The sequence below is a fragment of the Micromonospora sp. NBC_00898 genome (genome assembly GCF_045207895.1).
Classification (GTDB): domain Bacteria; phylum Actinomycetota; class Actinomycetes; order Mycobacteriales; family Micromonosporaceae; genus Micromonospora.
The window spans coordinates 2750259-2776147 of sequence record NZ_CP108775.1 but is presented as its reverse complement, the minus strand read 5'-3'; the positions used below and the strand labels follow the sequence as shown (position 1 = coordinate 2776147).

Annotated in this window: 29 protein-coding genes and 1 pseudogene; 18 read left to right on the top strand and 12 right to left on the bottom strand. The window is 75.1% G+C overall.

The genetic code is table 11. The features are described 5' to 3' along the window. Nucleotides 1-54 precede the first annotated feature (54 nt). Complete coding sequence (locus OG799_RS13590; protein ID WP_406045392.1) at nt 55-786, top strand: MerR family transcriptional regulator; 732 nt, start codon at nt 55-57, stop codon at nt 784-786. A gap of 17 nt (nt 787-803) precedes the next feature. Here the strand turns inward: OG799_RS13590 and OG799_RS13585 are convergent, their stop codons facing one another. Both OG799_RS13585 and OG799_RS13580 read right to left on the bottom strand, forming a co-directional pair. Then, nucleotides 804-1274, bottom strand: a complete 471-nt coding sequence (locus tag OG799_RS13585) for a Clp protease N-terminal domain-containing protein (protein WP_406045391.1) — start codon at nt 1272-1274, stop codon at nt 804-806. Nucleotides 1275-1281: 7 nt separating this feature from the next. Further along, entirely contained in the window at nt 1282-1485 is a 204-nt protein-coding gene (locus OG799_RS13580) for a helix-turn-helix domain-containing protein (protein ID WP_406045390.1), read from the bottom strand. A gap of 100 nt (nt 1486-1585) precedes the next feature. On the opposite strand from OG799_RS13580, the gene OG799_RS13575 reads away from it, so the two are divergent. The 5 genes from OG799_RS13575 (at nt 1586) to OG799_RS13555 (ending at nt 6789) form a co-directional block, all read left to right on the top strand. Then, on the top strand, nt 1586-3100 hold the full coding sequence (locus tag OG799_RS13575; RefSeq protein ID WP_406045389.1) for an FAD-dependent monooxygenase: 1515 nt from the start codon (nt 1586-1588) through the stop codon (nt 3098-3100). Between the two features lie 79 nt (nt 3101-3179). Then, on the top strand, nt 3180-3692 hold the full coding sequence (locus OG799_RS13570; RefSeq protein ID WP_406045388.1) for a SigE family RNA polymerase sigma factor: 513 nt from the start codon (nt 3180-3182) through the stop codon (nt 3690-3692). Then, complete coding sequence (locus tag OG799_RS13565; RefSeq protein ID WP_406045387.1) at nt 3689-5110, top strand: TolB family protein; 1422 nt, start codon at nt 3689-3691, stop codon at nt 5108-5110. The genes OG799_RS13570 and OG799_RS13565 overlap by 4 nt, the downstream gene beginning before the upstream one ends. Nucleotides 5111-5273: 163 nt before the next feature. Further along, nucleotides 5274-5405, top strand: coding sequence for a hypothetical protein (locus tag OG799_RS13560; RefSeq protein WP_406045386.1), 132 nt, complete (start codon nt 5274-5276; stop codon nt 5403-5405). 70 nt (nt 5406-5475) lie between these two features. Beyond that, nucleotides 5476-6789, top strand: coding sequence for a D-alanyl-D-alanine carboxypeptidase family protein (locus OG799_RS13555; RefSeq protein WP_406045385.1), 1314 nt, complete (start codon nt 5476-5478; stop codon nt 6787-6789). Nucleotides 6790-6801: 12 nt separating this feature from the next. On the opposite strand, the pseudogene OG799_RS13550 reads toward OG799_RS13555, so the two are convergent. Then, a pseudogene (locus tag OG799_RS13550) lies at nt 6802-7552 on the bottom strand (IS5 family transposase). 320 nt (nt 7553-7872) lie between these two features. On the opposite strand from OG799_RS13550, the gene OG799_RS13545 reads away from it, so the two are divergent. From OG799_RS13545 to OG799_RS13535, 3 genes are all read left to right on the top strand, one after another. Beyond that, nucleotides 7873-8586, top strand: coding sequence for a hypothetical protein (locus tag OG799_RS13545; RefSeq protein ID WP_406045384.1), 714 nt, complete (start codon nt 7873-7875; stop codon nt 8584-8586). Further along, entirely contained in the window at nt 8583-8933 is a 351-nt protein-coding gene (locus tag OG799_RS13540; protein ID WP_406045383.1) for a transcriptional regulator, read from the top strand. Before OG799_RS13545 ends, OG799_RS13540 begins: the two co-directional genes overlap by 4 nt. Nucleotides 8934-9056: 123 nt before the next feature. Further along, entirely contained in the window at nt 9057-10250 is a 1194-nt protein-coding gene (locus tag OG799_RS13535; protein ID WP_406045382.1) for an alpha/beta hydrolase family protein, read from the top strand. A 23-nt stretch (nt 10251-10273) separates the two neighbouring features. Here OG799_RS13535 and OG799_RS13530 read toward each other — a convergent pair whose 3' ends face one another. Beyond that, entirely contained in the window at nt 10274-10411 is a 138-nt protein-coding gene (locus tag OG799_RS13530; protein ID WP_406045381.1) for a hypothetical protein, read from the bottom strand. A gap of 192 nt (nt 10412-10603) precedes the next feature. Here OG799_RS13530 and OG799_RS13525 point away from each other — a divergent pair, with 192 nt between their 5' ends. The 3 genes from OG799_RS13525 to OG799_RS13515 are packed head-to-tail and all read left to right on the top strand — an operon-like array spanning nt 10604 to nt 14913. After that, nucleotides 10604-12949, top strand: coding sequence for a lysylphosphatidylglycerol synthase domain-containing protein (locus OG799_RS13525; RefSeq protein WP_406045380.1), 2346 nt, complete (start codon nt 10604-10606; stop codon nt 12947-12949). Nucleotides 12950-13000: 51 nt separating this feature from the next. Then, a complete protein-coding gene (locus OG799_RS13520; protein WP_406045379.1) occupies nt 13001-14182 on the top strand; it encodes an MGDG synthase family glycosyltransferase in 1182 nt (393 codons plus the stop codon). Then, nucleotides 14179-14913 carry a polysaccharide deacetylase family protein gene (locus OG799_RS13515; protein WP_406045378.1) on the top strand — a complete coding sequence of 245 codons (735 nt, stop codon included), beginning with the start codon at nt 14179-14181 and terminating at the stop codon, nt 14911-14913. The genes OG799_RS13520 and OG799_RS13515 overlap by 4 nt, the downstream gene beginning before the upstream one ends. A gap of 21 nt (nt 14914-14934) precedes the next feature. Here the strand turns inward: OG799_RS13515 and OG799_RS13510 are convergent, their stop codons facing one another. From OG799_RS13510 to OG799_RS13490, 5 genes are all read right to left on the bottom strand, one after another. After that, the gene (locus OG799_RS13510) at nt 14935-15546 is read right to left on the bottom strand and encodes an ATP-binding protein (RefSeq protein ID WP_406046279.1); all 612 of its coding nucleotides are present in this window, start codon (nt 15544-15546) and stop codon (nt 14935-14937) included. A gap of 295 nt (nt 15547-15841) precedes the next feature. After that, complete coding sequence (locus OG799_RS13505) at nt 15842-16120, bottom strand: hypothetical protein (RefSeq protein WP_406045377.1); 279 nt, start codon at nt 16118-16120, stop codon at nt 15842-15844. A 76-nt stretch (nt 16121-16196) separates the two neighbouring features. Beyond that, a complete protein-coding gene (gene tnpB / locus OG799_RS13500; protein WP_406045376.1) occupies nt 16197-17648 on the bottom strand; it encodes an IS607 family element RNA-guided endonuclease TnpB in 1452 nt (483 codons plus the stop codon). Next, nucleotides 17645-18214 carry an IS607 family transposase gene (locus OG799_RS13495; protein WP_406045375.1) on the bottom strand — a complete coding sequence of 190 codons (570 nt, stop codon included), beginning with the start codon at nt 18212-18214 and terminating at the stop codon, nt 17645-17647. Before OG799_RS13495 ends, tnpB begins: the two co-directional genes overlap by 4 nt. Beyond that, a complete protein-coding gene (locus OG799_RS13490; protein ID WP_406045374.1) occupies nt 18211-18441 on the bottom strand; it encodes a hypothetical protein in 231 nt (76 codons plus the stop codon). Before OG799_RS13490 ends, OG799_RS13495 begins: the two co-directional genes overlap by 4 nt. A 180-nt stretch (nt 18442-18621) precedes the next feature. Between OG799_RS13490 and OG799_RS13485 the strand changes: the two genes are divergently transcribed. After that, nucleotides 18622-19920: a D-alanyl-D-alanine carboxypeptidase family protein gene (locus OG799_RS13485; RefSeq protein WP_406045373.1), complete on the top strand. Its 1299-nt coding sequence runs from the start codon at nt 18622-18624 to the stop codon at nt 19918-19920. Between the two features lie 137 nt (nt 19921-20057). Beyond that, on the top strand, nt 20058-20855 hold the full coding sequence (locus OG799_RS13480; RefSeq protein WP_406046278.1) for a M15 family metallopeptidase: 798 nt from the start codon (nt 20058-20060) through the stop codon (nt 20853-20855). Nucleotides 20856-20896: 41 nt separating this feature from the next. On the opposite strand, the gene OG799_RS13475 is transcribed toward OG799_RS13480, so the two are convergent. After that, the gene (locus OG799_RS13475) at nt 20897-21934 is read right to left on the bottom strand and encodes a M36 family metallopeptidase (protein ID WP_406045372.1); all 1038 of its coding nucleotides are present in this window, start codon (nt 21932-21934) and stop codon (nt 20897-20899) included. A gap of 114 nt (nt 21935-22048) precedes the next feature. Between OG799_RS13475 and OG799_RS13470 the strand changes: the two genes are divergently transcribed. The 4 genes from OG799_RS13470 to OG799_RS13455 all read left to right on the top strand — a co-directional run bounded on the left by OG799_RS13470 (nt 22049) and on the right by OG799_RS13455 (nt 24641). After that, nucleotides 22049-22555, top strand: a complete 507-nt coding sequence (locus tag OG799_RS13470) for a DinB family protein (RefSeq protein ID WP_406045371.1) — start codon at nt 22049-22051, stop codon at nt 22553-22555. A gap of 106 nt (nt 22556-22661) precedes the next feature. Further along, nucleotides 22662-23702 (top strand): zinc-dependent alcohol dehydrogenase family protein, encoded by a 1041-nt coding sequence (locus OG799_RS13465; RefSeq protein WP_406045370.1) that lies wholly within the window; start codon nt 22662-22664, stop codon nt 23700-23702. 11 nt (nt 23703-23713) lie between these two features. Next, nucleotides 23714-23851, top strand: coding sequence for a hypothetical protein (locus OG799_RS13460; protein WP_406045369.1), 138 nt, complete (start codon nt 23714-23716; stop codon nt 23849-23851). Between the two features lie 97 nt (nt 23852-23948). Then, complete coding sequence (locus tag OG799_RS13455) at nt 23949-24641, top strand: hypothetical protein (protein ID WP_406045368.1); 693 nt, start codon at nt 23949-23951, stop codon at nt 24639-24641. Nucleotides 24642-24718: 77 nt separating this feature from the next. Here OG799_RS13455 and OG799_RS13450 read toward each other — a convergent pair whose 3' ends face one another. Together OG799_RS13450 and OG799_RS13445 are read right to left on the bottom strand one after the other, a co-directional pair. Next, nucleotides 24719-25519: an alpha/beta hydrolase gene (locus OG799_RS13450; RefSeq protein WP_406045367.1), complete on the bottom strand. Its 801-nt coding sequence runs from the start codon at nt 25517-25519 to the stop codon at nt 24719-24721. Between the two features lie 68 nt (nt 25520-25587). After that, the gene (locus OG799_RS13445; RefSeq protein WP_406045366.1) at nt 25588-25887 is read right to left on the bottom strand and encodes a hypothetical protein; all 300 of its coding nucleotides are present in this window, start codon (nt 25885-25887) and stop codon (nt 25588-25590) included. Between the last annotated feature and the right edge of the window lie 2 nt (nt 25888-25889).

The window sequence follows — 25889 nt, the reverse complement described above, 5'->3', positions numbered from 1 at the left end:
AGGCGGTTGATGACGGGAAGTCTCAAACGGTGGTGAAGCAGTAGGGTGCTCCGGGTGCGGGTCGGAGCGGACGGCCGGCTGCGGGCGGTGGACCTGGCCGCCGGCGCCGGCATCTCGGTACAGCAGGTGCGCAACTACGTCGACCTCGGCGTGCTGCCGCCGGTCGAGCGGACCGCGAGCGGGTACCGGATCTTCACTGCCGGGCACGCCCGGGCGCTGGGGGTGGCCCGCCGGCTGGCCGAAGGGCACGGCTGGGCCCGGACCCGCGAGGTGATGGCCGCCGTCCACCGCGGCGACCTGGCGACGGCGCTGGCGGCGCTGGACGCCGGCCACGCCGAGCTGGACCGGGAGCGCGCAGAGATCGGGCGGGCGCTCGGCGCCTTCGAGACGGTGCTGGCGGCGCCGGCGTCCGGCGGGCCGGCGCCGCGCCGCCCGGTCCGGGTGGGGGAGGTGGCCGCCCTGGTCGGCGTCCGCACCTCCCGGGTGCGGCTCTGGGAGGAGCGCGGCCTGCTCCGGCCGACCCGGCAGCGGGGGACCGGCTACCGGCTGTACGACCCCGCCGAGCTACGCGCCGCACAGGTCGTCGCGCTGCTGCGCCGGGGCGGTTACCCCTACGAGATCGTCGGCGCGGTGCTCGACGAACTGCGGAGCACCGGCAGCGCGCAGCGGGTCCGGGCCGAGCTGGCCCGGCGCGAGCAGGAGCTGCACCGGCGCAGCCTGCGCCGGCTGCGCGCGTCGGCCGCCCTGCACGACTATCTCGTCGAGCGCGGGGCGACGCTGCCCTGACCGGCCCCCGCTCCCGGTCAGGCGGCGGTCGCCCGCAGCCGGGCGCGGACCACGGCCGGGTCCACGCCCAGTTCCTGGACGACCTCGGCCGCCGGGTCGGGCGGCGCGCACTCCAGGATGGCGAGCAGCAGGTGCGCCGGCCTGATCCGCCGGCTGCCCTGCTCGCGGGTCACGCCGACGGCCCGCCGCAGGGCGGTCCGCGCCGCGGAGGTGAACGGCGTCCGCTTGGCCGACAGCGGAGTGGGCGCCCGCTCGACGCCGTGGACGTCGATGCCGATCGCGGCGAGGGCGGCCACGTCCAGCGCCGCCAGGGCGGCCCGGGCCCGGGGCAGGTCCAGGCCCAGCTCGCCCAGTGGGTCGAGCTCGCGGGCGTGCAGCACGCCGAGGAGCAGGTGCTCGGTGCCGAGCCGACGGTCGCCGCGGTGCCGGGCCTCCTCGAGGGCGGCGGTCACGGCCGTCCGGGCGCCGGCGGCGAAGTGTTCGAACATCTCGGCCTCACTTTCCGTGCTTGCTGTGCACCGACTGGCGGGACACGCCGAGCGCGTCCCCGATCTGCTCCCAGGACCAGCCGTCCTGGCGGGCGCGCGCCACGGCCGCGGCCTCGACCTGTTCGGCCAGCCGGTGCAGCGCGCCGACCGCGCGCAGCCCGACGGCCGGATCCTGCGAGCGCAGCCGCGCGGCGAGCTCGGTCTCTTCCATGCCTGTCAGTCTGGCTTGACAGCTGCTGATTGTCAATCCAGACTGACGCCTAGCGTGGTTGTCAGGCCAGACTGACAACCCAGTCCGGAGGAGGACCGGAATGACCCTCGACGTGGTGATCGTCGGTGCGGGCCCGAACGGGCTGCTGCTCGCCTGCGAACTCCGACTGGCCGGCGTGCCCGTGCTGCTGCTGGAACGCGCCCCGACGCTCGGCGGCGAGCCGCGCGCGAACGGCCTGATGGGTCGGGTGGTCCAGGCGATGGACCTGCGCGGCCTGTACGAACCCCTGGCCGGGCGGCCCGGACCGCCGGCACCCACGCCCTGGTTCCAGTTCGGCGGCCTGCCGCTCGACCTCTCCGCCCTGCCCGACAACCCGCTCTTCGCGCTGCCCGTGCCGCAGGCCCGCATTCAGCAGGTGCTGGCCGAACGCGCCCGCGACCTCGGCGCGGAGATCCGGTGCGGGCACGAGGTGACCGGGTTTGCGCAGGACGACGACGGGGTGCTGGTCACCGTCCGGGCGGCGGAGGGCGAACAGCGGCTGCGGACCCGCTGGCTGGTCGGCGCCGACGGCGGCCACAGCCTGGTCCGCAGGCACGCCGGCATCGACTTCCCGGGCAGCACCGACGACCGGTTCGTCTCGCACCTGGGGCACGCCGTCCTCCCCGCCGACCGGCTCGGCCCCGACGGCGTCCTGGCCCTGCCCGACGGCCGGCGACTCCGGCCGTACGCCCACCACCGGCTTCCCGGCGGGGTGTTCACCTTCGCCCGGCTCGGCGACACCGGCGCGGCGCACCTGGTCGCCGCCATGGAGTGGATCGGCCCGCGCCCCGAGGACGCGCCCACCTTCGCCGACCTGCGGGACGCCGTCGACCGGGTGCTCGGCGGGGCGCTTCCGCTGGCCCCGCCGACCGGGCCGGCGCCGCTGCTGCGCCGCCTGACCGGCGTCAACCTGCGGCAGGCCGCCAGCTACCGGGCCGGACGCGTCCTGCTGCTCGGCGACGCCGCGCACGTGCACCCCGCGGTCGGCGGCCCGGGCCTCAACCTCGGGCTGCAGGACGCGCTGAACCTCGGCTGGAAGCTGGCCGCCGAGGTGCGCGGCTGGGCGCCGCCCGGGCTGCTCGACACGTACCAGGCCGAACGGGCGCCGGTCGGTCGACGCGTCGCGCTCCAGTCCCGCGCCCAGCTCGCGCTCCTCGCCCCCGGCGACGACGTGACCGCCGTCCGCGACCTGCTCACCGAGCTGCTGCGGCCGGAGCACACCCGGCGGGACGTGGCCGCCCTGCTGGCCGGCGGCGACCAGCCGTACGACATGGGCCAGGCCGACCCGCACCCGGCGACCGGCGCCTGGCTGCCCGACCTGCTGCCCACCCTGACGCGCGGGCGGGCGGCCGTGCTGGACCGGGTGCGGGCCGGCCGGCCGGTCGTGGTGGAGCTGTCCGACGGCGCCGGGACGGTGGCGGCCGGGTGGCACGACCGGGTCGACGTCGTGCCGGCCCGGGGCGACCTGGCCGCGAGCGCCCTGCTGGTCCGCCCGGACGGCCACCTGGCCTGGGCCGGCGACTCGGCCGACGGGCTGGCCGGGGCGCTGCGCCGGTGGTTCGGCTCGCCCCGGTAGCCCGTACCGTGCGGGAGACCCGGCGCGGCCGCCCCTCCGTCCGGGCCCGTCCCGGCGTGTCACAAGGAGGAGGTGGCCCGTGGATGCCGACCGGCAGTCGTTCGAGGCGTACGCGCGGGCGCGCGCGGCGGCGTTGTCCCGACACGCGTACCTGCTCACCGGCGACCACCACCTCGCCGAGGACCTGGTGCAGCAGACCCTGCTGCTGGTCGCCGGGCGGTGGCGTCGGGTGGTGGCCGGCGGCGACCCCGACCCGTACGTCCGCCGGGTGCTCTACCACCAGCACGTCTCCTGGTGGCGGCGGCGGACCCGGCGGGTGGTCGAGGCACCCCTGGACGCCGCCGACCGGCCGGTCGCCGACCCGGCCGACGAGGTGGCGGTGACCCTCGCGGTGCGAAACGCCCTGGCGCGGCTGGCGCCCCGGCAGCGGGCGGCCCTGGTGCTGCGCTACTTCGAGGACCTGTCCGAGGCCCAGATCGCGGACACCCTCGGCTGCCGGGTCGGCACGGTGAAGAGCCAGCTCCGCGACGGGCTGGCGCGGCTGCGGGTGCTCGCCCCCGAGCTGGCGGAGCTGCTGGAGGTGCGGTCGTGAGCGAGGGACGCCTGAGCGAAGTGCTGCACCGGATCGCGGCGGAGTCCCGCCCGCCCCGGCTCGCCGCCGACACCTGGGACCGGGGCCGCCGGCGGCGGCGGGTCACCGTCGCCGCGGCGGTGGTGGCGGTGACCGCACTGCTGGCCGGGGTGCCGCTGGCAGCGCCCCGGCTGCACGCCGCCCCGGCTCCGGCCGACGGTGGCGGCCGGCGGGTCGTGCCGGCCCGGGTCTACCCGCCGCTGCCCGGTCAGGACACCATCGGTGAGGATCCGCCCGGCCCGGCCGCCCTGGTCGTCTCCGGCGACCGCGAGTTGCAGGGCAGCGATCTCTGGACGTGGGAGGGACGCAGCCTGCTCGTCGGTCAGGACGGCGGCTACCGGCTGGCCCGTACGGTCAACCAGACCAGCGCGGGCCTGGATGACCTGCTGCTCTCGCCCGACGGCCGGTATCTGGCCGCCGAGCCGATGATCGAGGGCACCAACTGGCCCGACGATCCGGTCGGACAGACCGCGGTGGTCGACCTGACCACCGGCCGGATCCGCCAGTACACCGGCGGCCTGCCGGTCGCCTGGTCGCCGGACGGCCGCTCGCTGCTGCTCCGCCCGATGACGGTCGATGATCCGCGACTGGGCCGGCTCAACCTGCTCGACGTCACCACGGGCACACTGCGGGCGTTGCCCGAGATCAAGGAGAGGTTCCACAGTAACCTCGCCGCTTTCGCCCCGGACGGCACCCGGATCGCGCTGGCCACCACCGACGCCCTCTACGTGGTGGAGACCGCCGGGATGACGCTGCGCCGGCTCGCCCCCCTGACGCCTCGGGACCGACTCGCCGGCCCGGGCGCCTGGCTGCCTGACGGGGACCGGATCACCATGTGGACGTTGGCCGACTGCGAGGCGGGGGAGACCTGCGACGAGGACCGGCTCGCCCGCCGGCCCATCCGGTTCGGCTACCGGGACGCGACGACCGGGGCGGCTGCTCCCGGGCCGGCCCTGCCGGCCGCGCGGGGGCTGGCCGCCCGGCTGCTCGGCTGGCAGCGCGACGGCGACGCGGTGGTCGCCGAGTACCAGCCGGAGGCCGGCCTGACGAAGCAGCCCGACGATCCGCACTGGTCGGAGACCGACTGGTACGCCGTGGGGTCGGTCACGGTCAGCGAGTTCCGGCCGGACGGCTCCCGGCGTCGGGTGGTCGACCTGCCGCAGAGCGCGCTCTTCGTCGACGTGCCGGCGGACCTGCTGGACTCCTTCGGCGGCCCCGCGCCCTCCCGGGTGGAGGGTGCGGTGCGGTGGCTGCTCGCGCTCTGGTGGCCGCTGGGCCAGTTCGCCGTCGCCCTGGTGGTGTTGTCGGCGCTCGGCGTGCTCGGCGGGCGCTGGCTGCGCCGCCGCCGGGCCCGCCGCCGGGCCGCCCGGCTCGGGTGACCCGCCCGGCCCCCGGGCGCGCTCAGCTCAGCCGTCGGGTGCTGCGCCGGACGACCAGCGGGGTGGCCAGCTCGTCACCACCTGAGCTCCATTCCACCACTACCACCACCCGCCTGCGTCGCCGCCGGAGCCGGTACGACTCCGTGACCGGAGGACATTGGTCATGACATCCCGATCCCCGAACCGGCTCGGTCGTGCCGCGCCGGCCGTGGCCGCCGCCGGTCTCGCCCCGGCGCCCGTCGCCGGGGCCGACCAGGCGACCGCAGCCGCCGCTCGCCGCTCCCCGAACGCGTGATCGGCCCCGGCGAAGACGCCCGGCAGGGTCGGCCGTCGCCAAGTGATCTTGCGGGTTAGTCTGCGTGGTCATGAGAGCTCTGGTCCTGGCCATCGCCACCGCCGCCGCACTCGTGACCGTCGGGCCGACCGCGCCGGCACACGCCGCCACAGCCGCGCAGGCCGCTCAAGCCGCGCAGGCCGCCCCGGTCGGCCAGGCCGCGCCGGTCGCGTCGGCCGCCCGGGCGCCGCTGCCCTGCCCGAAGGCGCCGGCCCCGAAGGTGTCCCGGCCGCCCCGGCCGGTGCCGCCACCGGCCGTGCCACAGGACCGGGTGGTCGGCGGCGAGCAGCTCGACACGCCCGGACTGGTCGCGCCGGCCGGCGCGCCGGCCCCGCCGGCGGTCACCGCGACCTCCTGGCTCGTCGCCGACCTGGACACCGGCGCGGTGCTCGGCGCCTGTGGCCCGCACGAGTACGGCACCCCGGCCAGCACCCAGAAGCTGCTGCTGGCGGCGACCATGCTGCCGAAGCTCGACCCGAAGCAGGTGGTCACCGTGACCCGGGGTGACCTGGCCATCGCCCCGGGCAGCTCTGCCGTCGGCCTGCTCGTCGGCGGCCGCTACCCCGTGGAGACGGTCTGGTTGGGGCTGCTGCTCAACTCCGGGAACGAGGCGGCGAACGTGCTGGCCCGGCTCGGCGGTGGCAGCGAGGGCGTGACCGGCGGCGTCCGGGCGATGAACGAGGAGGCCCGCCGGCTCGGCGCCCGGCAGACCCACGCGGTCACCCCCTCCGGGCTGGACGGCAAGGGGCAGTTCACCAGCGCGTACGACCTCGCCCTGATCGCCCGGGCCTGCTTCGCCAACCCGCTGTTCCGCCGGTACACGCTCACTGAGCGGACCCAGATCCCGGCTCAGCCCGCGCTGAAGAAGGGCGGGTTCCAGATCCAGAACGAGAACCAGCTCATCTACCGCTACCCGGGCGCGCTCGGCGGCAAGACCGGCTTCACCGAGCTGGCCCGGCACAGCTACGTCGGCGCCGCCCAGCGCGGCGGTCGACGGCTCGTGGTCACCCTGCTCGGCGCGGAGGGCCGCCCGGCACGCGGCTGGCAGCAGGGCGCCCAACTGTTGGACTGGGGCTTCGCGCTGCCCCGGGACGCCTCCGTCGGCCGGCTGGTCGCACCGGGCGAGCTGGACGCGGCGGAGGCCGCCCCGACCGGCTCCCCGTCCCCGCCGACCGCGACCGCCCCCTGGCACGGCCCCGCCGCGACCGCCGTACGCCGGATGGTCGAGGGGGACTGGCGGGTCATCGGGCCGGTCGCCGGCGGCGGCGCCACCCTCGTCGGGCTGCTGGTGGCGGTGCTGGTGGCGCGCCGCCGTCCCCGCTCCATCGGCCGCCGCCGGGCCTAGGTGTCCTGCCGATCATGGGAGCCACATGACCGCACCGATCAGAACCAGGCTGGCGTGGTAGATCGCGGCGCGTTTCGCGAAGCGGGTCGCGAGATCACGCCATTGCTTGAACCGGTTGAAGCAGCGTTCCACGACGTTACGCCGCTTGTAGAGGACCTTGTCGAAGGTCGGCGGTCGCGTGTCCGGCCGCTTGCGTGGCGCGCCAGGCCCGGGCCGGCCGATCCGGATCCGATCCAGCACCGGCAGCAGCTGCGGGTTGTCGCCGGCCTGTCCGGGGGGTGAGCAGGATCGACAGCGGCCGGCCAGGCCCGTCGACAGCGAGATGGATCTTCGTACTCAACCCGCCGCGGGACCGGCCGATCGCCTCACCGATCTGCGCACCCACCGCCGGATCGGCGCCCCGCCCGATGCCGGTAGATCCCTTTTTGCGGGCTCCAGCCGAATGCTGATGCGCCCGCACGATCGAGGAGTCCACGCTGATCACCCACTCCACCGGCTGGGCGTCGTCATAGACCTGCGCCGCAGCCAGGATCCCGTCCCACGTGCCGTCGGCAGTCCACCGCCGCAACCGCTCATGACAGGTCTTCCACGGCCCATACCGCTCCGACACGTCCCGCCACGGCGCTCCGGTCCGGAGTTTCCATAGGATCCCGTTGAAGACCTGCCGATGATCACGCCACCGCCCCGACCGCGACCCGGGCTCCGGCAGCAACGGCGCGATCACCGCGCACGCCGCATCGATCAGCTCACCACGACGAACCACCGGCCAAGCCCACAGTCCCTGCCGCAGTGGCGTACCAACCGTCGGCTGTCGCTCAGTAACTGGTCTCAGACGCGACCTCTCCGGTACGTGACCTGCTCGACCCTCGCGTCGTCGCGGCCCTGCTCGCGCGTACGGACTTCGCAGCCGATCGTGCCATTGCCTACCTGGTCGGCCTGGACGCGTGGTTGCGTCTGCATCCGCTTGCCTACTCGAAGTCGTAGGGCGTAGCCCACCACGCCCGCGGAATCCACAGTCCGGCATCTGCGCCGCCATTACAATTGGGACTAGCGCCAATTGGTTTGTTATGGAAACCTGTTGGTATGACTACTCCCTCGATGGCCGCGGGGGGCGACCCTCGCCGGCTGCTCGCGCACGTGCGACACCTCACGCGCCGGGTCCGGGTCGCCCAGCGGGTGACCTGGCTGCCGCTGCTGGTGCTGGCCGTGGTGACGTTCGCGGCGATCCCGATCCACCGCTACGGCACCCAGGTCTACGGCTGCAAGGCGATCGCCGAAGAGGCCGACCTGCACGGCGAGGTGTGCCACGTGCGCAACGTCGCCGCGACCGTCTACTGGCCGGTGGCCCTAACCGTGTCGTACGTGGCGATCGCCTACGGCTACCTGCGGGCCGCCCGAACCCGGGGGCTGGGCGGCCGGGTGGTGCCGTACGTCGTCACGGGCATCGCGCTGACCGTCCTGTCCACCGCAGTGGTGCTGCTCGTCGTGCACGAGGGCTGGGGGCTGCCCGAGCCGCCCAACCGGCCGGACGGGCTGACGCTGTTCCTGTTCCGCGTCATCGACGTGGGCTCCGCGATCGGCGTGGCGCTGCTGGTGCTGGCCTGGCTGGAGCGCCACCTCGCGCTGCTGCTGTTCACCGCCGGATACCTGGCGGTGGTGCTGGTGCCGGTCGACGGCGGCTGGGGCGCCCACCGGGGCAACTGGGGGTTCCTGCCACCACTGGTCATCCAGGGCGGCGTGCTCCTGCTCGGCGGGCTCGGCTTCGCCCTGGCGCAACGACCGTGGCGGCACCGATGAGCGCCCCGCTCGACGAGCCGGAGCCGACCGCCGCCACGCACCCGACCACCGGGCTCGACGACGTGGTGCACCAGCGGGTCCGGCTGGGCATCCTCGCCATCGCCCACGAGGCGCGGCGGGTCGAGTTCGGCTTCCTGCGCACCCAGCTGGAGCTGACCGGCGGCAACCTGTCCCAGCACCTGGGCGTCCTCGAGTCGGCCGGGCTGATCGAGGTCGAAAAGGGGTACGCCGGCCGGCGCGCCCGCACCTGGATCACGCTCACCCCCGCCGGGGACGCCGCGCTCGCCGAGGAGATCGCCCGGCTCAAGCAGCTCATCGTCCGGGTCGAGACGGCTGACGGCCGGTAGCGACCACCAGCACCCCAGCACCCAGCACAGCAACCAGCACCCCAATACCGACACCGGCCTTCGCCCCGCGCCGAACGGCGCAGCGGCGCGCCCGATGCTGCCCACCTCACCTCGGGAGGACTCATGACCACCACGACGGGCGAGACCCGCCTCACGCGCCGGCGGCTCATCGGGGCCGCGCTGGCCGTCGGGGTCGCCGCGCCGATCGGCCTCACCGGCCGCGCGTCGGCGGCGCCGGCGGCCCCCGGTTCGGTGCGACTCACCCTGCCGCCGCCCACCGGCCCGTTCCCGGTCGGCACGGTGTCGCTGCACCTCGTCGACCGTTCCCGCCCCGATCCCCTGGCCGGCCCGGGGCGGCACCGCGAGCTGATGGCCAGTGTCTGGTACCCGGCCCGGGACGTCGGGCGGCATCCGCGGGCGCCGTGGCTGCCGGCCGCCGCGATGCGGGCGCTGCTGGCGTCCGGCGAGTTCGACAGCGACGCCGCGGTGGCGCCGCTCACGGCCGGCCGCGAGGGCGCCCCGGTACGGCACACGACCGGACGACTGCCCGTCGTCGTGTTCTCGCACGGCGCGCACGGCCACCGGGCCGAAGCCACCATCGTGGTGCAGGAGCTGGCCAGCCACGGGTACGCGGTGGTCACGGTGGACCACACGTACGACGCGTTCAGCGTGTTCCCCGACGGCCGGCTCACCGTCCCGGTCATCGGCGGCGAGCACTCGTTGGGCGCCCCGGACTTTGCCAGGGACATCCCGTTCGTCCTCGACCGCATCGAGGACCTCGCCGCCGGGCGCAACCCCGACGCCGAGCATCGGCCGCTGCCGGCCGGCCTGCGCGGCGCGCTCGACCCGCAACGCATCGGCATGTTCGGCTGGTCGAAAGGTGGCACGGCGACGGCCCTCGTCATGCGCGACGACCCACGCGTCCGCGCCGGCCTGAGCCTCGACGCCCCGCTGGAACCGATCATCACCACCGACCAGGCGCGGCCGTTCATGCTGATGACCGCCGAGTACACGCGGGCCGAGTTCCCGGTCGCCCAGTTCTGGTCGCACCTGACCGGCTGGCGGCTGAACGTGCAGGTCCAGGGCGCGGTCCACTCGTCGCTCGGCGACTACCAGGTGCTGGTCCCGCAGCTGGCGACGGCCGTCGGGATGAGCGACGAGGAGCTGCGCGGCTGGATCGGCACCCTCGACCCGGCCCGGGCGGTGCGGATCCAGCAGGCGTACCCGCTCGCGTTCTTCGACCGGCACCTGCGCGACTGGGGGCACCTGCTCGACGGCCCGAGCCCGGCGTTCCCGGAGGTGGTCTTCGTGCCGTGAGTTCCCGCCCTCGGTCCTCGCCCTCAGTCCCGGTGGAAGTCGTCCACCAGGGTCCAGATGTAGGCGTGCCAGAACGTGCCCTCGGCCAACGCCTCGGGATCCACCACGCCAGCCTTGTTCTGATCGCTGCGGTCATGTGGCTCCCATGATCGGCAGAACACCTAGCCCACGCCCGGACCGGCGGTGGTCGGACCGGCCGGACCGATCGCCCCCGTTGCGGCCCGCCGCGCACCGCCGTCGCCCTATGGTCGACTCATGCGGGACAGCGCGGCAGCCGGGCGGACGGGGTCGCAGCCGGACCCGGCCCCGCGTACGGGTGGCCCGCGCCGGCCGGGCGTCCGCTAGGGCCGGGGGTGCCCCGGGTTCACCGGCCGTCGCCGGCGCTGGTGTTCAGCCTGGCGGTCTCCGGGGGGCTGCTCGCCGTGGTCAGCCTCTGGGTCCGGAACCGGCCGCCCGGCCGCTGGGAACGGGACCTCTTCTCGCTGGTCAACCAGATCCCGGGGCCGGCCGGGCCGGCCTTGGCGCTGGTCATGCAGCTCGGCGCGTACCCGGCGGTGCTGGTGGCGGCGGCGGGGGCGGTCGCGGCCCGGCGGATCGGCCTGGCCCGGGACCTGCTGATCGCCGGCAATCTCGCGTACTGGTCGGCCGTCCTCTGCAAGGCCCTGGTCGCCCGGGAGCGACCGGCCGCGTTCCTGGCCGACATCCGGTTCCACGAGACGATCAGCGGGCGGTTCGGGTATCCCTCCGGGCACGTTTCGGTGGCGACCGCGCTCGGCGTGGTGCTCGCCCCGGCCCTGCCCCCTCGGCTACGCGGTCTGGTCTGGCTCGCGGTGGCCGCGGTCGGTACCGCCCGGATCTACGTCGGCGCCCACCTGCCGGTCGACGTGCTGGGCGGCTTCCTGGTCGGCTGGTTCGCCGCCAGCGTCACCCGGTTGATCGTCGGCGACGTGGGCCCCGGCGAATCGGCCGGGCGGCTCCGCCAGGTCCTCTTCGGCCGGGGCGTCGAGGTGGCCGAGCTGACGCCCGTCCCTGGTGACGCCCGCGGCTCCCGGCCCTGGCAGGTGACCACCACCGACGGGCGCCGCCTCTTCGTCAAGGTCACCGGTGGCCGCCAGCGGGACGCCGACTGGCTCTACAAGCTCTACCGCCGAATGCGCTACCGCGACATCGCCGACGAGCCGCCGTACGTGACGGCGAAGCAGAAGAACGAGCACGAGGCGTACCTGCTGCTGCTCGCCGAACGGGCCGGGGTGCGTACCCCGGGCCTGGTCACGACCGTCACCGACGCGGTCGGCGACGCGCTGCTGGTCCAGGAGTTCGTGCCGGGCCGGACGCTCGACGAGCTGGACCCGGCCGAGCTCGGGCCGGACGTCCTCGACGACGTCTGCCGGCAGGTGGCCCGGCTGCACCGGGCCGGCCTGGCCCACCGGGATCTGCGGGCGGCCAACGTGCTGGTCGCCGACTCCTCGGCCTGGCTGGTCGACCTCGGCTTCGGCACCGAGGGCGCCACCGCCGACCAGCAGGCCCGCGACCTGGTGGAACTCCTGGTCACGCTGGCCGCGCTGGCCGGCGTGCGGCCGACCGTCGACGCCGCGACCCGGCAGCTCGGCGCCGACCCGGTCGCCGACACGCTGCGCTGGTTGCAACCGGCGCTGCTGTCCCGGGCCGGTCGGGCCCTGGCCGAGACCCGCCCCGGCCTGCTGGCGGACCTCCGCGACGAGATCGCCCGCCGGTGCCCGGGCCGGCAGGACCGGCTGGCCCGGGTCCTCCGGATCACCCGTCGGGACGTGTTCCTGCTGGTCATGCTCGGCCTGCTGGTGCACTTCCTGCTGCCGCAGCTCGGCCAGGTGCGGGCCGCGCTGCACGCTGTGCTGCACGCCGACCCGCTGGCCGCGGCCGGCGCCCTGCTGGCCTCGGCCGCCACCTACCTGCTGAGCGCGCTGGTGCTGCGCCTCGCCGCCGCCGGCCGGGTGCCGCTCGGCCGGACGGTCGCGGTGCAGGTGGCCGCGTCGTTCGTCAACCGGCTCGCCCCGGGCGCCCTCGGCGGGGCCGCGCTGAGCATCCGCTACCTGCGCCAGCAGGGCCTGCCGGTCCCGGCGGCGGCCCCCGCCGTCGCCGTGGACCGGATCTCCGGCATCGTCTCTGTCGGCCTGCTGCTGCCCGTCCTGCTGCCGTTCGCCCGCGGCGCGCGCCGACACCTGGTGAGCGCCGCCACCGGTCGGGGCCTGGCCGTGCTGCTGACCGTGCTGGCGGTGCTGCTGCTCGCCGCCGCCGCGCTGGCCGTACCCCGGCTGCGCGCCCGGGTCGGCGCGGCCCGCCGCCAGGCGGCGCAGGCCGTACGTTCGCTGGCCCGCAGCGGACGGATCACCCGGCTGCTGGCGGCGAGCCTGGGGCTCACCCTGGCCTACGGCGCCGCGCTGTACCTGTCGCTCCTCGCCGTCGGCCTGCCGGTCGAGCCCGTGCTCGTCGCGCCGGTGCTGCTGGTCTGCGTCGTCGGGGAGGGGGTGTCGTCGGCAGCCCCCACCCCCGGCGGGCTGGGCGCCACCGAGGCGGCGCTGGTCTCCGGCCTGCTGTTGTACGGGATCGGGGTGGACACGGCGGTGGCCGGGGTGCTGGTCTACCGGCTGGCCACCTTCTGGCTGCCGGTGCTGCCCGGCTACGTGGCGCTGCGGCTGCTGGTCCGCCGGCACGTCGTCTGAGCGCCCGAGGGCGGCGGAGTGGATCCGTCGACGGGGGGTAAGCGCCGCGGCATGGAGGGCCCGGGCCGGATCGTCGTGGTCTCCGCCGACGTCGGCGCCGGCCACGACACGGCGGCCGCCGAGCTGACCCGGCGCCTGCGGGGCCGGGGTTTCGTGGTGGACCGGCTCAACCTGCTGGAGATGCTGCCGCGCCCGCTGCACTGGGCCGTCCGGGAGGCGTACCGGGGTCTGCTGCGGTGGGTGCCGTGGAGTTATGAGCTGCTCTTCGCCGTCACCAGCCGGTCCCGGATGTCCGTTTCGATGCTCCGGGCGCTGCTCCGCCCGGTCCGTCGCCGGATGCGCCGGTCCATCCCCCCGGACACCCGGGCGGTGGTGACCACCTATCCCTTCGCGAACCAGCTCCTCGGGCCGCTGCGCCGGCAGGGGCGACTGGCCGTCCCGGTCATCACCTACGTCACCGACTTCGTGGTCCACCCCACCTGGCTGGCCCCGGGAGTGGACCGCTACTGCGCGGTCCGGCACGCCGAGGTGCAGCCCGCCGGCGCGGGCGCCGGCATCGACGTCACCGTGGTGCAGCCGCTGGTGTCCCGAGCCTTCTCCACCGCCTCGCCGATCGGCCGCCGGCAGGCCCGGCAGCGGTTCGGCCTGCCACCGCAGGGCCGGCTGGCCCTGATCGTGGCCGGCGGCTGGGGCGCCGGCGACGTGGAGGGCACGGTGGCGGAGGTGGCCGGCACCGGCTGCGTGCTGCCGGTGGTGGTCTGCGGCCGCAACGAGGCGCTGCGCCACCGGTTGCGGGACAGCGGCGCGCACGTGTTCGGCTGGGTCGACGACATGCCGACGCTGATGCGGGCGGTGGACGTGCTGGTGGAGAACGCCGGCGGGTTGACCTGCCAGGAGGCGCTGGCCTGCGGGGTGCCGGTGGTGACGTACCGGCCGCTGCCCGGCCACGGCCGGGCGAACGCCTCGATCCTGGCCCGCTCCGGCCTCACCCGGTGGGTCCCGACGTCCGAGCAACTGCGGCCGGCCCTGGACGACCTCGCCGGCCAGGAGCCGGCGGCCGCCCGCACTGGACCCACGCCCCGGATCGACCCGGCGGGTCTCGTCGCCGAGGCCGCCGCCGGGACCGGGGGCGGCGCTGCCCACGACCGGTCGCGCCGATCCTTCGCCGACTCGCTGGGCGACGCGGTGGCTGTGGTCGCGGCGTTGCTCCAGGCGACCGGCGGTCCCCGGTGAGCCGCGGGCGGGCAAGGCGAGCCGGACTGGTCGCCGGCGCGCTGGCGCTGCCGGCGTTGCAGGTGGCGCCCGCGGTCGCCGCGGTGCCGGCCGTCCGGGCGCGGTTCCTCCCGGGCCTGCGGGGCGCCGGCCCGCCGGACCGGGTCGCGCTGACCTTCGACGACGGCCCGGACCCGGAGTCGACCCCGCAGTTCCTGGAGGTGCTGGCGGGCCACCGGGTGCGGGCCACCTTCTTCCTGCTGGGCGCGATGCTCCGGCGGGCGCCGGACCTCGGGCGGGAGATCGTGTCCGCCGGTCACGAGGTGGCGGTGCACGGTTGGGAGCACGACAACCTGCTGCTGCGGGGGCCGGTGGGCACGGCGCGGGACCTGGCCCGGGCGCGGGCGCTGATCGCCGCCGTGACCGGGCGTACGCCCCGGTTCTTCCGCCCGCCGTACGGGGTGCTGACCGGCGCCGCCCTGCTGGCCGCCCGCCGGCTGCGGCTGGAACCGGTGCTGTGGAGCTGCTGGGGGCGGGACTGGCGCGCGACGGCCACCGGAGAATCGGTGTTCGACACCGTCCGCCGCGGCCTCTCCGGTGGGGGCACCGTCCTGCTGCACGACTCCTCCCACGCCGCCGTGCCCGGCGCCTGGCGGGCCGGCCTGGCCGCCCTGCCCCGCCTGCTGGCGGAGTGCCGCCGCCACGGATGGACGGTGGGCCCGCTCGCCGAGCACCGGAAGCCGGCGCGGTGACCCTCGCGGTGACGGCCGCGCTCACCGCGGTGGCGGGTGGGTGGCTGGCCGCCAGTTCGCCGCGCGCCGCCGCCCGCTGACGCTCAGCGGGCGGGATCGGGCAGCCGGGTGTCGACGGGCTGCGCGCGGACCGGCTCCGGCCTGGGCGCGGCCGGCGCGGCGACGGGGGTCCGTTTCGGGCACGCGCAGACCGACGCGGGCGCCGCCGCCCGGCGCGGCGCCGACGACGACCCGGCCGCCGAGCGAGCCGGCGACCGCCCGGACGATGGCCAGCCCCAGCCCGGTGCCCGTCCGGGCCCGGTGTCCCGGCCGCTCGGCACCTTCAACCCGCAGACCGCGGCGGTCACCCTCTACCAGGCCCGCAACGCCTCCGGCGGGGCCTTGCCGGTGGTGCAGTACCGGCGCAGCAATGGCGTCAACCAGTTCCGGCTGGGGCTGCTGCGGCCGGCCGGCTGGGCGTACACCGGCTGGGTGGCGGCCTCCGGCGGGACGGTCCGCCTGGACTGGGCCTCGGCCACCGCGGGCTCGGCCACGCTGAAGGTCGGCGCGATCACCGTGGGGACGCTGACCGGCGACACCAGCGGCTACACGGGTGGGGTCGGCGGCCCTGGGCCTGGTGGCCCGGACCGCCACCACCAGCGGCTCGCTGAGCTTCGACAACTACGCCTCCACCCGCTACACCGCACCCTGACGTCGGACGGCCGCCCTGCTCGCGCTGCTCGTCGCCGCTGCCGCCGGGGCGCTGGCCGTACGGCGCCGGCGGCGGCGTCGGGCCGGCCCGGCCGTCGTGGGAGCGCCCCTGGTGCCCTCGCCCGAGCCGGAGGCCGGTGATCCGGAGCCGATGGGCGCGGGGGCAGGGTCCGGCCCGGGGCCGGCCGAACGTCCGTGAGCATCCGGCGCGGGCGGGGTCCCCTCCCGTCCGCGCCGGTCAACCAGTGCGGGTGAAGTCCGCGGTCCAGTTGGGTTCCCAGGTGCCGCCGCCGTCGACGGAGAAGGCCTGCTCCCACCGCGCGGTGATGGCGGTGATGTCGGACCACAGGAACCGCACCACGGTCGGGGTGCCTTCGTAGGTCTCCTCGGCGGTGAAGACGCCGCGGCCGTCCGGGCCGAACCGGCCGACGACCGGGGGCAGCGACAGGCCGCTGCGGGTGCTGGCCCAGTACAGCGACCATTCGTCGCGGGCCGGGTCGCGCAGGCGCAGCGTCACCCCGCTGAACCGTTGCTGATCCCATCGTCAGGTCTCAGCAATCCGTGCGTTTCCGCACGGAAGGTCCGTAACGGTGTCACCGCAACGTGAGGGTCGCGGTGTCCTGATGACGGTCTCTCGCTTCTGCCTGCCGCTGTCGTGGCAGGGTTGCGCCACCTGCCCGCCCCGCCCCGGCCATTCGGCTGGGGAGGGTGACGCGGGTCTTCTGGTCGGCTCCACGAGGCTTCGGCGCTTTCGCGCCCCGGTCTCCGGCCACTCCGGTACCGGTGGTGCTGGCCGCCGCAAGGGCGGCGAGGTTGCAGGCGGCGTTAGCGTCCCGGTCCATCACCAGGCCGCATACATCACAGCAGAAAGTGCGCGCGTGCAGCGGCAGTTTGGCTTTCACCGCGCCGCACCCGCAGCAGGTCTTCGAGGAAGGGAACCAGCGATCGGCGACATGGACCCGTCCACCGTTCCAGCCGGTCTTGTAGGTCAGTTGTCGCCGGATCTCTCCGAATCCGGCGTCGGCGATCTTCCTTGCCAGGCGCCGATTGCGGAGCATCCCAGCGACATTCAGGTCTTCGACCACCACCGTGCCGTACTCGGCGCTGATCGCGGTGGTGAGTTTGTGCAGCGCGTCGGTACGCAGGTTCGCCACCTGGTGGTGTACCCGGTTACGTTCCGCGTTGGCTTTCAGCCACCGTTTCGAGGGCGTCTGGCCGGTGCGCCGGTCCGGCCCTTGACGGCGGGAAACCCGCCGCGACAGGCGTTTGAGGGCCTTCAGGGCGGTGTCGTAGTGCGCCGGGTTGGGCACGTGGCGGATCTCGCCTTGACTGTCGGCGAGGACGGCGAGGCATTTCACGCCCAGGTCCACCCCGACCGCGACGTCCGGGCGGGCCGGGGTGCGCTCGGCGCGTTCGACCTCAACTTGGAAGGAGACGAACCAGCGCCCGCGCTCGAACCTCACAGTGGCGGAGAGGATGCGGGCGCTGCCGGCCGCGATACGGCGCTCAAGCTTGCGTATGGATTCGTGGGTGCGGATCGTGCCCAGTCTGGGCAGGGTGACATGACGGCGGTCCGGCTCCACGCGGATCGTGCCGGTGGTGAATCGGCAGGCCAAGCGCGCCTTGTGTTTCGACTTCCGGCGGGGCATACCCATCCGCCCGCCCTTGCGCTGCCCACGCTTGGACTTGGCGTAGTGGTCAAACGCCGCGGCGGCGTTGGCGAGGCCGGTGTTGTAGGCCTCCTTGGAGTTCTCCTCCCACCAGTCGGCAAACCGCGAATCGGTGCACTTGACCTGATTGAACGCCTTACGCAGGGCCGGCAGCGACCACGGCCGCCACTCAGTCAACTCCGGCCCGGCGAGCCCGTAGGACTCTTCGGCACGGCGCTGCCACCACGACGCCGACACCCAGCCCACCGCCCAGTTGTAGGCCGCGCGGGCTGCGCCGCAGTGCGAGCGCAGCGCCTGCTCCTGCGCGGCGTTGGGGTCCAGAGCGAACCGGTACGCCAGCACCACGAAGCCCGGCTGCGGCTGGAACTTCTTCACTCGGCCTCCGCTGCGGCGCGCAGTGCGGCGTCGGCCCGGTGTCTGGCCGACCGGCGCCCGTACAGGCGGGCGCACATCGAGGTCAGCACCTCGATCATGTCCCGCACCAGATCATCGCTGGCCTCCTGTGCATCGAGGATGATCAGGCGACGACCCGAGGCGGCCAGGGCGGCCTCCAGGTACTCCACACCGAAGCGGGCCAGGCGATCGCGGTGCTCGACCACGATCACCGCCGCTTCGGGGTCGGCGAGGACACGGGCGAGTCTGCGACGCCGGCCGTTCAGTCCGGAGCCGACCTCCGTGACGACTTCACCCACCGCACGCCCGACCCTGGTCGCTCCGGCGACCACCCGGGCAACCTGCCGATCCAGGTCAGGCTTCTGGTCAGACGAGGACACCCGGCAGTACGCCACCACCCGGCCAGCCGCAGGGTCGTCAGGCTCCTGCACCAGCCAAGTCCCGGTAGCGGTACGCACCACTGGCACGGGCATCTTGCCGTCCCAAGCCCACCGCCAAGCGGTCTGGTAGTGCACACCGTTGCGTGCCGCCCACTCGCCCAACCTCACACGACTATCCTATAAGGACACTGATAGAAGATGAAACAACGCGCAACAGCTAACAACCCCTGGGTGGGAAAGGTGACCTCGTCGACGTTCCCGGCGCCGCCCAGGACGCTCCAGCACCGGGTGACGCCGGGGAACTCGTACCACTCGTCGCAGCCGGTGAGCACGGTCCGCAGCCGGGACTGGGTGGACGTCCAGGTGCCGACGAACCAGTCGAAGGTGTTCTCCATGGCGGCACGCTAGGCCGCGCCCACTGACACCTGCTGTCAGTGGGCGCGGCCGGCGCGGGCGCGCAGCCCGGGGCGGTCCCGGCGGGCGGAGGCGCGCAGCGTACCGCCCGGTCCGTCCCGTCGGGCGCGAACGCCGGAGGAGACGACCCGATCGTGGCGGCGTGGCTAGCGTCCGTGGACATGAGAGGCCTGCCAGCCGCGCTGACCGCCGCCCTGCTCGTGCCGACGTTGGGCATGCCCGCGGCCGCCGCCGCGGCCCCCCGCGCCGGGACGCCGGCCGGCCGGAGCGCCCGTGCCGGGACGTCGGTCGCCGCGCCGTCGGTGCACTGCCCGAACGTGACCGCCCCGGCGACCCGGCCACCGCAGCCACCGCCGCCGGCGGACCCCGCCGCCCGGGCCGTCGGCGGGACCGCGCTGGCCACCGCCGGCCTGGTGGTGCCACCGTCGGTGCCCGCGCCGCCCGCGGTGACCGCCACGTCGTGGCTGGTCGCCGACCTGGACAGCGGCGCGGTGCTGGGCGGCTGCGGCCCGCACGAGTACGGCGTCCCGGCCAGCGTGCAGAAGCTGCTGCTGGCGGCCACGATGCTGCCCCGGCTGGACCCGCGGCGGGAGGTCACCGTGACGGCGGAGGACCTGGCCATCGAGCCGGGCAGCTCCGCGGTGGGCCTGGCCGAGGACGGCCGGTACCGGATCGAGACGATCTGGCTGGGCCTGCTGCTCAAGTCCGGCAACGAGGCGGCCAACGCGCTGGCCCGGCTCGGCGGCGGCGCGGCCGGCCAGGCCGGCGGGATCCGCGCGATGAACGACGAGGCGCGGCAACTCGGCGCCCTGCAGACCCACGCGGTGACCCCGTCGGGCCTGGACGGCCCGGGCCAGTTCACCAGCGCGTACGACCTGGCGCTGATCTTCCGGGCCTGCTTCGCCGACCCGGCCTTCCGCCGGTACACGGCGACCCGCACCGCCGAGATCCCCGGGCAGCCGGCGCTGCACGAGAAGCCGTTCCAGATCCAGAACGACAACCAGCTCCTGTACCAGTACCCGGGCGCGCTGGGCGGCAAGACCGGGTACACCGACCTCGCCCGACACACCTACGTGGGCGCGGCCGAGCGCAACGGCCGGCGACTCGTGGTGACCCTGCTCGGCGCCGACATCCCCACCCAGCGCGGTTGGCAGCAGGGCGCCGCGTTGCTCGACTGGGGCTTCGGGCTCCGGCGGGACGCCGCCGTCGGCCGGCTCGTCCGCCCCGGCGAGCTGACCGCCGCCAGCGCGTCGCCGGCCGGCACGACGCCACCGTCGGCCCTCGCCGGTGGCGCCGGACTGCACGGCGCCGCGGGCGGCGGCCCCGCGCCCTGGCCCTCGACCGGGCCGCTGCTCGGGATCGGCGCGCTGCTGGTGGCGGGCGGGGCGGTGCTGATCACGCGGCGCCGCCGGCACGCCGTGCGGGCCGTCAGCTCGGGCACGACCGGTCCGGGCCGGTAGCTCCGCCCGGCCCGGCCGGACCAGGCCGGGTCTGCGCATAGGCCCGTCGCCGCCGCGGTCGGTCCGGTAGACAGGGCAGCGTGAGCAACGGCGGACGACTGCCTGGCGCCACCCGGCGCGCCCGCGCCCGGCGCCTGGTGGTCGTGCTCGTCGCCGTGACCGCCGTCGCCGCGGGCTGCCAGCGACCCGGGCCGCACCCGCCACCGGCGACCCCGTCCGCCACCGCCACCGGGCCGCGGGCTCCGGCGGACTTCGTGCTGCTTCGCGATGTCGAGCCGAGTATCCGGACCGACATCCGGTACGCCACCGCGCACAACTTCGTCGGCCGGCCGATCACCGGCTACCCGGAACCGCTCTGCCTGCTCACCCGTCCGGCGGCGGAGGCGCTGCGCCGGGTCCAGGCCGCCGCGCTCGCCGAGGGCCGCAGCCTCAAGGTGTACGACTGCTACCGCCCGCAGCGCGCCGTCGACGACTTCGTGGCCTGGGCGAAGCTCCCCGGGGAGCAGCAGATGAAGGCCGAGTTCTATCCCGATGTGGCCAAGTCGAAGCTCTTCGCCGACGGGTACGTCGGCGCGCCGACCGCGCACAGCCGGGGCAGCACCCTGGACCTCACCCTGGTCCCCGTCCCCCCGTCCGATCAGCCGGCGTACCAGCCGGGGCTGCCGCTGGTCGCCTGCACCGCGCCGGCGGGGCGGCGCTTCCCCGACAACTCGGTCGACATGGGCACCGGGTTCGACTGCTTCGACCCCCTCGCGCACACCGCCGACCCCCGGGTCACCGGGGCGGCCCGGGACAACCGGGAGTTGCTCAAGCGGCTGATGACCGCGCAGGGGTTCGAGAACTACCCGAACGAGTGGTGGCACTACCGCTTCACCGCCGAGCCGTACCTGAAGACGTACTTCGACTTCCCGGTGGCCCGCTCATCGCTGCGGTGAGCGCCGTCCCGGCCGGCGTCCGGCCGGGACGGCGCCGCCGGTCAGAGGATGCCGCGGGCGACGAACGCCGCCTGGGTCGCCGACGCCGCGGCCGACCCGTAGCGCCGCTGCGCGGCGGCCACCGTGGCCAGCGCGGCCTGGTGGAACGAGGTGTCCGGGGCGAAGTCGAACTGCGCCTCCACGATCAGCGTGGTGGCCTCCTTGTCGCCGAGGGCGGTACGGATGTCCCACAGCGCGCGGGACCAGATCTCCCCGTCGGCGTGCACCTCGCCCCGCAGGTCCTGCGGGTACATCTTGTTGCCGTCGAGCCGGCGCAGGCAGTGCGGGGCGGTGCGGGTGTAGGAGACCGAGTCCCAGTCGGCCACGCAGGCCTCCGGGGTCTTCGTCGGCGTGCCGGTGGCCCAACTGGTCACCGCGACGGCCAGGTAGTCGCCGAAGGCCTCGCCGATCGACCCGGACTCCAGGTTGGTGCCGAAGCCGGGCACCTGCCCGTCCTGCACCGAGTGGCCGTACTCGTGGATGATCACCTCGGCGTCCTCGGCGTCGTCCACGCCGCCCTTGCCGAGGGTGATGTTGGCCTTGTCCTCGCGGAAGAACGAGTTGTCCCCGCCGTACTGGTCGATGCGCAGCTCGATCTGCCGCTGGTTGACCGGCCGCAGGGTGCTGCCGAAGCCGAGCGACTGCAGGTACGCCTGGGCGGTGTTCACCCAGTGGTAGCCCATCACCTGCTCGAACTGGTCGGCGTCGCGGTGCCACGCCGGGTAGGCGCCGTCCACCAGCCGGGCCGGGGTGCCGGTCTTGCTCTTGACCACCACGTACCGGCCGGTGAGGGTGCCGGAGCCGTCCAGGTTGGTCAGCAGCACCGAGCGGTACGCCCCGGCCAGCGCCGGGTAGTCGGCGTCCTTCTGGTCGGTCAGCGTCTGGTCGCCGAGCTGCTGCACCGGGCTCGGGGCGAAGACCGTCGCGGTGGCGGTGTGGTCGTAGGTGTCGCCGGCCGCCTGGACGGTCGTGCCGCCGGCGACCAGCGCCGCGGTGACCGCAGAGGCGACCAGCGCGGAACGTCTGATGTGGGGGTGCATTCCATGATCCCTTCGAGGGTGGATCCGTGGGGTGAGACTAGGCTCCCCGTCGACCCGTGCCAACCCTCGACGGGCAGGCCAGCGGCCCTCCCGTCAGCCGAGGAAGGACCCCTCGTGGACACCGAACGGATCGGCCCGCCCCTGCTGGCGGGGGAGCGGGAGACGCTGCGCGCCTTCCTCGACTTCCACCGCGCCACCCTCGCCATGAAGTGTGCGGGCCTCAGCGACGAGGAGCTGCGCCGGCAGTCCTCCCCGCCCTCCACCCTGTCGCTGCTCGGCCTGGTCCGGCACATGGCCGAGGTGGAGCGCGCCTGGTTCCGCCGCGTGATCAACGGCGAGGACATCCCGCTGGTCTGGTCGGAGACCGGTGACTACCAGGAGGCGTACGACGCGCGCACCGCCGACCGGTCCGAGGCGTTCGAGGCGTGGCAGCGCGAGGTCGAGCACGCCCGCCGCATCGAGCGGGAGGCGGAATCGCTCGACGTGACCGGCCACCAGGTGCGCTGGGGTGAGGACGTGTCGCTGCGCCTGGTGATGCTGCACATGATGCACGAGTACGCCCGGCACAACGGCCACGCCGACTTCCTCCGCGAGGCCATCGACGGCGCCGTCGGCGTCTGAGACCCCGTCGGCCGGGACCGACGTCCCCGCCGACGGGCCCTCCGGCCCTGCCTGCCGCCCACTCCCCGGAGAAACGTGGGAGGTGACAACGGCATAAGGAGGAGCCATGAAGGCACTCGTGTACGGCGGGCCGGGCGAGAAGACCTGGTCCGAGATCCCGGACCCCACCATCGCGGGCCCCCGCGACGCGATCATCCGCGTCGACGCGGTGACCATCTGCGGCACCGACCTGCACATCCTCGGCGGCGACGTGCCCGAGGTCCAGCCCGGTCGGGTGCTCGGTCACGAGGCGGTCGGCACCGTGACGGCGGTCGGCGACGGCGTCGCCAACCTCAAGGCGGGCGACCGGGTGCTCGCCTCCTGCATTTCCGCGTGTGGCGTCTGCCGCTACTGCCGGGAGGGCGCCTGCGGGCAGTGCCTCGGCGGCGGTGGCTGGATCCTCGGCCACCTGGTCGACGGCGTGCAGGCCGAGTACGCGCGGATCCCGTTCGCGGACCTGTCCACGTACAAGCTGCCGGAGACGGTCTCCGACGAGGCAGCCGTGCTGCTGGCCGACATCCTGCCCACCTCGTACGAGGTCGGCGTGCTCAACGGCCAGGTCCGCCCCGGCGACACCGTCGTGGTGGTCGGCGCCGGCCCGATCGGGCTGGCCGCCATCCTGACGGCGAAGCTCTACTCGCCGACGCACATCGTGGCGGTCGACAAGGCGCAGAGCCGGCTCGACGCGGCCAAGCAGTTCGGCGCGGACCTCACCGTCCTCGCCGACGACGACCCGCTGGAGGTCGTCCGCTCCCTCACCGGTGGGCTCGGCGCGGACGTGGTGATCGAGGCGGTCGGCACGCCGGCCACCTTCGAGCTCTGCACCGCGCTGGTGCGTCCCGGCGGCCGGGTGGCCAACATCGGCGTGCACGGCAAGCCGGCCACGCTGCACCTGGAGCAGCTCTGGATCCGCGACGTCACCATCACCACCGGCCTGGTCGACACCCGCACCACGCCGACGCTGCTGGACATGCTGGTCGCCGGTCAGCTCGACACGGCCCACATGGTGACCCACCGGTTCGGGCTCGACCAGATCCTGGAGGCGTACGACGTCTTCGCCCGCCCGGCGGAGACCGGCGCCCTCAAGGTCGTGCTGACCCGCCGCTGAGGAGGCCCGTGATGACCGGACGAACCGCGCGGACCGCCGGCGGGCTGGCGGTCATGGCGGTGGCCGCCGTGGTCGCGTACCCGGTGCCGCTGCGCCGCTGGTACCGGGCCTGGCGGGCCCGCGACGGCCAGCCGGCCGCCCGATCCTGAACCCCACGCCGCACCTCCGGTCCCGTCCGGAGGTGCGGCGCCCGCGTCCCCGGGGGCCTGCTCCACAATGGGGGCGACCGGAAGGGGCGTGGGCGCGGTGGGGGAGCGGAAGGTCGTCGTGTACGGCCCGTCCCGGGTGCCGTGGCTGCGTCCCCTGGCCCGCCCGCCGGTGCCCCGCCGGACCTACCTCGGTGCCGCCGCCGGCGGCTCCGTCGCCGGCGCCTTCCTGTTCGGCGGTCACCCCCATACCGCACTCGTGCTGTTCGGGGCGACCGCGCTGGCGACCACGCCGGTGCTGGCGGCGCTGGGCACCCGCCGGCACGTCACGCTGACCGGGACGTACGGCCGGCGCACCTGGACCCCGATCGGCGCGGCGTACGCGAGCCTGCTCCGGTCGCTGCCGGAGCTGCACCCGATGATCGAGCTGCGGCCGACCCGGCTCGCCCTGGAGCGGGCCCGCCTGGACCTCGCGGACCTGGTCGCCCGCCGGCAGCGGGCGCACGCCGCCCGGGACCTGGTGCGCCGCGCCGGGCACGGGCTCGCCCCCGACGACCCGGTCTGCGACGACCTGTCCCGGCGGGACCGGCTGCTCGAGGCCACCCTCGGCGGACTGGACGCCGAGCCTCGCGGGGCGGACGGAGTCGCTGACCATGCTGGCCGCCCGGTGGGCCGAGTTCGCCTACCGCCGGGGGGCCGGGCGCCGCGCCGCGCGGGCCAGCCGCCGGGCCCTCGGCACCCTCGCCACCGTCGACGCCGCGCTGGGCGCCGGCCGCCCGGCCACCGCCGGTGACCCGGTCCCCGAGCTGGTCGAACGGACGACGGCGGTGCTGACGGCGTACCGGGAGCTGACCGCGCCCGACGCCCCGCTCAGCGACCGCTGACGTCGTCGTCCCCGCCGCGCCGCAGCGGCAGCCAGGCCAGCACGTCCTGGATCTTCGCGTCCCAGTACGCCCAGTCGTGCGTGCCGGGGGAGAAGTCCACGGTGAGCGGCACGCCGCGCCGCCGGGCGGTCTCGACGAACCGGGTGTTGTCCTCGTACAGGAAGTCCTCGGTGCCGCAGGCGACGTAGAGCGCGGGCAGGTCGTCGCCGGCGCGTTCCAGCAGCGCGACCGTGTCGTCGTCGGTGCCGGGCACCTGCCGGTCGCCCCAGACGGTGTGCCAGACTGCCGGGTCCACCGGGCTGGTCGGGTGGTCCCGCCGTCGCGCCACGTCGAGCGCGCCGGAGAGGCTGGCCGCTGCGGCGAAGCGGCCCGGGTCGCGCAGCGCCCACTTCATCGCCCCGTAGCCGCCCATCGACAGCCCGGCGACGAAGGTGTCCTCCGGGCGGTCGGAGAGCCGGAAGAACGACCGGCAGACCTCGGGCAGCTCGGTGCTGAGGAAGGTCCAGTACCGGTTGCCGTGCTCCTCGTCGGTGTAGAAGCTGCGGCCGCCGTTCGGCATCACCACGGCCAGGCCGAGTGGCGCGACGTACCGCTCGATCGCGGTGCGGCGCTGCCAGATGGTGTGGTCGTCGGTGAGCCCGTGCAGCAGGTAGAGCACCGGCGGGTCACCCGCCGGGGCGCTGCCGGCCATGCCGATCTGCGCGGTGGTGCGTTCGGGCAGGATCACGGTCACCGACGTGTTGAGGCCGAGCGCCTCGGAGAAGAAGTCACACTGCACCAGCGCCATGGACGCCGATGTTATGCGACGTGGGCAGCGGTCGCGCCCGCCGGCGGGGCGGGCGCGACCACCGCCGGTCAGCGCGCGTACCGGAGCTGCCTGAGCCCGACCGCGACGGCCGCCACGGCGACCACGGCCGCGACCACGCCCGCGGTCAGGTTGGCCTCGATCCCGGCCGGGTCGCCGAGCGCGGCCTGGGCCAGCACCGGGAGCATGAGCAGCGCCGCCGCCAGCCCGAACACGGTCGTGGCGACCAGGGCCAGCGGCCCGGTCGGGGGCGCCCAGCGCGGCCCGCGCAGCGGCCCCCGCCGGCGTGCGGCAAGGTAGAGGGCGAGCGCGAGCAGCCCGAGCAGGCCGGCCGCCACCCGGTATTCCACCA